The 6,674-nt window shown below is 65.3% G+C and carries 7 protein-coding genes and 1 tRNA gene; 3 read left to right on the top strand and 5 right to left on the bottom strand.

What is annotated here, in order from left to right; genetic code table 11:
• Positions 1-397 (bottom strand): fluoride efflux transporter CrcB (gene crcB / locus BST40_RS20600; protein ID WP_083155305.1); only part of this gene is annotated, 397 nt, incomplete at its 3' end.
• A 91-nt stretch (positions 398-488) separates the two neighbouring features.
• Here crcB and pgm point away from each other — a divergent pair.
• The 3 genes from pgm (at position 489) to BST40_RS20585 (ending at position 3,805) form a co-directional block, all read left to right on the top strand.
• A complete protein-coding gene (gene pgm / locus BST40_RS20595) occupies positions 489-2,135 on the top strand; it encodes a phosphoglucomutase (alpha-D-glucose-1,6-bisphosphate-dependent) (protein WP_075549135.1) in 1,647 nt (548 codons plus the stop codon).
• A gap of 65 nt (positions 2,136-2,200) precedes the next feature.
• Positions 2,201-2,276 (top strand) — tRNA-Ala (locus BST40_RS20590).
• A gap of 266 nt (positions 2,277-2,542) precedes the next feature.
• Entirely contained in the window at positions 2,543-3,805 is a 1,263-nt protein-coding gene (locus BST40_RS20585) for an ATP-binding protein (RefSeq protein WP_075545896.1), read from the top strand.
• Positions 3,806-3,996: 191 nt separating this feature from the next.
• Here the strand turns inward: BST40_RS20585 and BST40_RS20580 are convergent, their stop codons facing one another.
• The 4 genes from BST40_RS20580 to BST40_RS20565 form a co-directional block, all read right to left on the bottom strand.
• Complete coding sequence (locus BST40_RS20580; protein ID WP_075545895.1) at positions 3,997-4,782, bottom strand: enoyl-CoA hydratase/isomerase family protein; 786 nt, start codon at positions 4,780-4,782, stop codon at positions 3,997-3,999.
• Between the two features lie 13 nt (positions 4,783-4,795).
• Positions 4,796-5,896: an NAD(P)-dependent alcohol dehydrogenase gene (locus BST40_RS20575; RefSeq protein ID WP_075545894.1), complete on the bottom strand. Its 1,101-nt coding sequence runs from the start codon at positions 5,894-5,896 to the stop codon at positions 4,796-4,798.
• An 87-nt stretch (positions 5,897-5,983) separates the two neighbouring features.
• Positions 5,984-6,310: a nuclear transport factor 2 family protein gene (locus BST40_RS20570; RefSeq protein WP_075545893.1), complete on the bottom strand. Its 327-nt coding sequence runs from the start codon at positions 6,308-6,310 to the stop codon at positions 5,984-5,986.
• Complete coding sequence (locus tag BST40_RS20565; RefSeq protein WP_075545892.1) at positions 6,307-6,672, bottom strand: SDR family NAD(P)-dependent oxidoreductase; 366 nt, start codon at positions 6,670-6,672, stop codon at positions 6,307-6,309. The genes BST40_RS20570 and BST40_RS20565 overlap by 4 nt, the downstream gene beginning before the upstream one ends.
• Positions 6,673-6,674: the final 2 nt, after the last annotated feature.

Below are 6,674 nucleotides of genomic sequence, written 5' to 3'. Positions count from 1 at the left end.
ATCCGCGCACCCGCACCCGGCGCACCACGACGGGGGCCAGCTGCACCGCCAGCAAGCCGAGCACAATGCTGACGACGGTGTAGGCGAAAGCCAGCACCCAATGGCCGTGCTCGAGCATCCTGACCGTCTCGACCTGCATGGTCGAGAAAGTGGTGAGGCCACCGCACAATCCGGTGCCCAGCAGCGGGCGCCGATAACTCGACAACGGCAGCCGCTCCAGCAGCCGGGTGGTGAAGTAACCCACCAGGAAAGCGCCGACGATGTTGACGGTGAACGTCGGCCATGGCCACCGGGCGGGGTCGGGGGCGGCGAGGGTGGCCAACGCCGCACGCGCCAACGCGCCCAGTGCTCCGCCGGCGAAAATCGCGGCCAACTCCCGGTAGTCGTGGCGTGCCACTGGTCGAGTCCTTCCGGTGTGCCAAGGGTGCGCTTCGCAGCGTAAAGCCTGGCAGTCCGCGGGCAATGGCGCTATGGGCAGAATTGGTGCCATGGTGGCCCACCCGCGAGCCGGACAGCCGGCCCAGCCCGAAGACCTCGTCGATCTCCCGCACCTGGTGACGGCGTACTACTCGATCAAACCCGATCCCCACGACGTCGCGCAGCAGGTGGTGTTCGGCACCTCCGGGCACCGCGGCTCGGCACTTGACGGCGCCTTCAACGAGGCCCACATTCTGGCGATCACCCAGGCCATCGTGGAGTTCCGCGCGCAGCAGGGCACCACCGGTCCGCTGTTCATCGGCCGTGACACGCACGGACTTTCCGAACCGGCCTGGGTCTCAGCGCTGGAGGTGCTGGCCGCCAACGACGTGCTGGCGGTGGTGGACAGCCGCGACCGCTACACGCCGACACCGGCGATCAGCCACGCCATCCTGACCTACAACCGGGTTCGCACCACCGAATTGGCCGACGGCATTGTCGTGACGCCGTCGCACAACCCGCCGCCCGACGGCGGCTTCAAGTACAACCCACCGCACGGCGGTCCGGCCGACACCGCGGTGACCAATGCAATCGCCAAGCGCGCCAACGAGATTCTGCGTGACGGCGTCTCCGCGGTGCAACGGGTGCCGGTCGCGCGGGCGCTGCGCGGCGCCCGGCGCCACGACTACCTGGGCAACTATGTCGACGATCTGCCCAACGTGGTCGACGTCGCCGCGATCCGCGAGGCCGGAGTCCGCATCGGCGCCGACCCGCTCGGCGGGGCCAGCGTGGACTACTGGGCCGAGATCGCGCAGCGTCATAGCCTGGACTTGACCGTGGTCAACCCGCTTGTCGATGCGACGTGGCGGTTCATGACGCTGGACCACGACGGCAAGATCCGGATGGACTGCAGTTCCCCGGACGCGATGGCGGGGCTTCTCCGAACGATGTCCGCCAACCGGGGCCGCTACCAGATCGCCACCGGCAATGACGCCGACGCCGACCGGCACGGCATCATCACCCCCGACGAGGGGCTACTGAATCCGAACCACTACCTGGCCGTGGCGATCGACTATCTCTACACCCACCGACCGTCGTGGCCGGCGGGCATCGCCGTCGGCAAGACCGCGGTCAGCTCGTCGATCATCGACCGGGTGGTCGCCGGGCTCGGCCGTCGACTCGTCGAAGTGCCGGTCGGGTTCAAATGGTTCGTCGACGGCCTGATGGGCGGCACCATCGGGTTCGGTGGTGAGGAGTCGGCCGGGGCATCGTTTCTGCGCCGGGACGGCTCGGTGTGGACCACCGACAAGGACGGCATCATCATGGCTTTGCTGGCCGCCGAGATCCTGGCCGTCACCGGCGTGACGCCGTCGCAGCGGTACCAGGCGTTGACCTCCGAGTATGGTGCGCCGACGTACGCCCGGGTCGACGCGCCCGCCGATCGGGAGCAGAAAGCGCGCCTGGCCAAGCTGTCGGCCGACGAGGTCAGCGCCACCGAGCTGGCGGGCGAGCCGATCACCGCCAAGCTGACCGACGCTCCCGGCAACGGCGCGCCGCTGGGCGGCCTCAAGGTGACGACGGCCAATGCGTGGTTTGCCGCGCGACCGTCCGGCACCGAGGACGTCTACAAGATCTACGCGGAGTCGTTCGGTGGGCCCGAGCATCTGGCCGAGGTGCAGCAGACTGCGCGGGAGGTGGTCAATCAGGTCATCGGGTAGGTGTCGTGGCCTGGGACTTTGAACGGTTCCCGGCGGTGGTGTAGCTTCGATGGGCACGACATCTTGGGGCTATGGCGCAGCTGGTAGCGCACCACACTGGCAGTGTGGGGGTCAGGGGTTCGAGTCCCCTTAGCTCCACCAGTGATCAATCCATCCTGACCGCGCCTTACTCTTCGCTACGACGTTAGCTGTTCGGGTCGTCTGGGTCGATTTTTGGCGACAACGAGCGGTTAGGGTGTCGCGCATTCAGGCATGGGGACATGGTCCGGTTTCCTGGCGGGATTACTTCATGGATTTTGATGTATCGCCCGCGGTTGCCGGAACGGGCGAATCTAGACTGTCGAAAACGGCGAGGATGAACTGTCGAAAACAGCGAATGAAAGTTGTCGGAAACGTAGACTGGCGTCATGTTCGACTATCGCGCACGCGTCCTCGACGCCGAGCTGTCCGAGCGGCTGACCTCGATCGGTGCTGTTCTCATCGATGGGCCGAAGGGCTGCGGCAAGACGGAAACCGCCCTCCAGCAGGCGAAGAGTTCAGTTCGCTTCGATACCGACCCGAACGCGCGGGCGCTACTGGGACTCAACCCGGACGAGCTGTTCGACCAAGAAACGCCGATTCTCTTCGATGAATGGCAGCGCGCGCCGGAGATATGGGACCAGGTACGGCGGCATGTCGACGATCTGCGCCGCCGTGGCCTGTACATCTTGACCGGATCGGCGACTCCGAGATATGAGCGCGAATTGCACTCCGGCGCGGGTCGGATCGGCACCCTCCGGATGCGGCCGATGAGCCTATTCGAATCCGGCCACTCGACGGGTGAGGTTTCGCTGGCTGCTCTGCTGCGCGGCGAAGACCAGCAAGCGAAGCGGACCGCAATGACGGTCCCGGGCCTCATGGAGCGGATCGTCATCGGCGGCTGGCCGGCGTTGCTCGATCAGTCCGAGCGCACTGCGCGGGGGTGGCTTGCCGACTACCTTGCCCAAGTCGTCGACATCGACATTCCTGAGCTCGGCACCGGCAAGCGCACTCCGGACCGACTTCGCCGTGCACTCGCGTCGCTCGGGCGATCCGTCGGGACGGCGATCAAAGTCACCGCACTAGGCGCAGACATCGCCGGTGACGATCACCGGGCTCCGGCAAAGGAGACGGTGAACTCCTACCTCGACGCGCTTGACCGACTCAAGCTGACCGAGAACTCGCCGGCGTGGAAGCCCCAGATGCGTTCGCGCACCGAACTACGCGAGGCGCCGGTTCGTTACTTCGTCGACCCGTCACTGGGCACCGCCGCGCTCCAGGTTGGATCGCGGGATCTGCTTGCTGACATCGAGGCCGCCGGATTCCACTTCGAGGCGATGGCAGTCCGCGACCTTCGCATCTATGCCCAGCCGCTCGGCGGCGCGATGTACTCCTGGCGCGAGTCTCATGGTCGCAAGGAGGTTGATGCGATCGTCGACACACCGGACGGCTGGGCCGCATTCGAGGTGAAGCTGACGGGCGACCAAAACGTCATCGACAGCGCGGCGAAGGGCCTCCTACACTTCGCGACCGACGTGGATGCCTCGAAGCATGGCAACCCGTCTGCTCTCGTTGTCGTGACTGCGACCGGCGGTGGTGGGAAACGAACCGACGGGGTTCACGTCCTGCCGATCTCGGCGCTAGGGCCGTAGCCGTCAACGCGTTGCACACCGCGGCGGCATCCGGGCGGGCTCCGCCGAATTGACGACAATACAGCGGAAACGTCAGCGTCGTACCTGATCAAATATTCTGGCTGCTCCTGGCAGTGTGCGGGTCAGGTCTCGACCCGACAGCAGCTGCAGCCGGTTTCCTTGCGTGGAGATTCGGTCCAGTCGCTCGGCGCTTAATGTGCGAACTGCGGTCGGCGCTTTTCGAGAAACGCGTTGATGCCCTCGTTTCCGTCGGAGGAATCGGCGCATTCGGCGATGAGCCGACCCTCCAACTCCATCTGTTCCTCGAGGCCGTTTTTGAACGACATCAACACCAGCTTCTTCACTGCTGACGCGGATTGCCTTGCGCCAGAAGCGACTTTCTCCGCGAGCGCATCCGTGCGGGCAGCCAGCTCCGTACCCTCGGCGACTTCCGTCACCAAGCCCCACGCCAACGCCTCAGCCGCGGACAGTGCTCGATTGGTCAACATCAACTCCTGCGTCCTGCGGACGCCGATGAGCCGGGGCAGATAGAACGACGAGCTGCCGTCGGGGCTCAAACCGGCTGTGGTGTAAGCCATCGTGAACGACGCCGACTCTGCCGCAAGCACCAGGTCGCCCGTCACCGCCAGACTGAAACCGGCTCCAGCCGCAACCCCGTTGACGGCGGTGATCAGTACCGCGTCCATCCGGGCGAACGTGGAGATGGCGCGGTGCAGGTCGTCGGCCATCGCCTTGACGTAGTCGCCGGGCGTGCTCGATGACGATGCCATCGCCCTGAGATCTCCGCCGGCGCTGAAGAATCGTCCAGCACCGGTGAGGACGACAACCTTGGTGGCACCGCGATCGCAGCGCTTGGCCGCATCAGCAAGCTCGCGGAGCAGTGTGTCATTCATCGCGTTAGCGGTATCGGGGCGATTCAAGGTGATGCGGGCAATCGGCCCGGATGACTCAAGGACGATGGCCTCGTATTCGGTCATTGCGCAACTCCAATCACGGAGTCAGCACGGCTTTGAGGATCTCGCCGCGGTGCTGTGCCTGCACCGCCTCGTTGATCTGGGCCAGCGGCATCGTGGTGATCAGCTTGTCGAACGGGAACTTGCCCTGACGATGCAGATCGAGCAGGTAGGGGATGAAGACTTGCGGGTCGGCGTCGCCTTCGATGATGCCTCGGATAGTGAGGCCGAGCAGGGGTGGCTGGAATAGCCCAACCGAAAAGACGGCCTCCGGACTGGCAGGCACGCCCAGCAACCCCAGCTTGCCCCGCACGCCAAGGCAGGCAAGCAGCTGCTCGGTGACGGGCGGCACCGCCGTAGTGTCAATCGCGTAACCGGCGCCCGCCGGTGAGATCTCTCTAATCTGGTCGGCCAGAGGGCCAGCGTTCGGGTCGATAGCATGGGTGGCGCCAAGATCGATGGCCAGCTTCCGCCTGCTCTCGTGCAGATCGATTGCGATGATGGACGTGGCCTCGCGCACCACGGCCGCCAGCACCGCGGACAGGCCGACCGCCCCCGCGCCGGCGACTACCACCGTCGATTCGGGTTGGACGTCAAGCGAATTCATCACTGCGCCGGCCCCGGTCTGGATGCCGCATCCGAGCGGCCCCACGAGTTCGACCGGGGTACCCGGCGGTAGCTTCACCACGTTGCGTTCGTGAGCCAGCGCGTGCGTCGCCAACGATGACTGGCCGAAGAAGTTGGCCCCCAATGTTGTTCCGGCAGAGGCTAACCCGGAGGATCCGTTGGGGCGCACGCCGCCAAAGTTGTATGCGAGAAAGTCCTGACAATAGGCGGGTTCACCTGTCGCGCAAGTGGGGCATGCGCCGCAGCTGTTAAAGCTGACAGCGACCTGATCACCTACGGTGAGCGACTTCACGTCGGCGCCGACCTGCACCACGGTTCCACTGCCCTCATGGCCCAGGACGCCGGGCAGCGGGAACGGCAATTGCCCGTGCTGCACCGCGATGTCGGTGTGACAGATGCCGGCTCCGGCGATCTCGATTAGCACCTCATCAGGTGCTGGGTCTTGAAGTTCGACCTCGGTGAGAGTGAACGGCGCGCCCACTTCTGGCACCACCGCAGCTGAGATTTGCATTCGTTGTCTCCTTCCTAATCTGCGGCGTTCGATGCTCCACAGTTGGACTAGCTGTCCCGGATGGCCTGTCGAGCAGCGAGAAGACCTTCATTGCCGTTCGTCCCGCGCTAACAACTCGCCGATATGCACGCCTTCGAGATTCGCGGTGAATTGCAGAACGGCGCAGCGATCGTCGAACCACTGTGCGACATAGCGGAAGTCGGCGTCGCAGAACATGAGCTCTGCGGCGCGCAAGTACCCGGCTACCTTCGCCCGACCCTCTTGTGGGGCGAATGCAGCTGGGGAGTAGAAGACGGCATCTGCGGCGAGCAAATTGTCGAGGACGTCTATCTTTCCGTGCTCCATGAACTCGAGCCATCGGGCGATCGCGGGCGCAGGCATCGGTTCTGCTTCGCTCTTCTCGGAAACGTTCATCGCGGCGCCATCCGGATCGCGCCGTCGAGGCGAATGACTTCGCCGTTGAGCATGGGGTTCTCGACGATGTGGACGGCCAACGCGGCGTACTCGTCGGCGTTGACCACCCCGGCACAGTTGACCACAATGCGCAGCGGGCCCAGCGATTCCGCGGCGTCTAGCGCCGCGGCCACGGCCACCTCGTCGGTGACGCTGCCCCCGGCGAACTGGACACGATCGCTGCCGAGCTCGGCGAGCACCTCCTCGCCCTTCAGATCGAGCGCGACGACGTGCGCACCTGCGTCAAGCAGCCGCCTCGTGGTGGCTAGACCGAGGCCGGACGTGCCTCCGGTGACTACGGCCACCGCGTCTTTGGTCTCCACTC

The organism is Mycobacterium persicum (assembly GCF_002086675.1).
Lineage (GTDB): Bacteria > Actinomycetota > Actinomycetes > Mycobacteriales > Mycobacteriaceae > Mycobacterium > Mycobacterium persicum.
This window is presented reverse-complemented; position numbering and strand designations above follow the sequence as displayed.